At 72.2% G+C, this 263-nt stretch carries 1 protein-coding gene; it reads left to right on the forward strand.

The features are described 5' to 3' along the window. Positions 1-263: hypothetical protein (locus SB753_RS38320; RefSeq protein WP_410805325.1), on the forward strand; the 263-nt coding region annotated here is incomplete at both ends.

The raw sequence follows: 263 nt of genomic DNA on the forward strand, positions 1-263 counted from the left end.
GGGCGCATGTTCGGTGTGCCGGCGCCGATCGCCCCGATGGTGGGGCGTCGGGAGGAGCGTGCGGCGCTGACGGCAGCGCTCGATGTCGCGCGCCTGGTCACGCTCACGGGCGCGGCGGGCGTGGGCAAGACGAGGCTCGCGGTCGATTGGCTGGGCAGTGACGCGGTCGCCGGCGAGGATTACATCTGGTTCGTGAACGTCGGAGACGAGGTCGATGGCACCGTCGCGCCGGTGATCGCGTCTGCCGTCGGTGCCCCGGATGC

This window comes from Paraburkholderia sp. SIMBA_053, from assembly GCF_046534895.1.
Lineage (GTDB): Bacteria > Pseudomonadota > Gammaproteobacteria > Burkholderiales > Burkholderiaceae > Paraburkholderia > Paraburkholderia caledonica.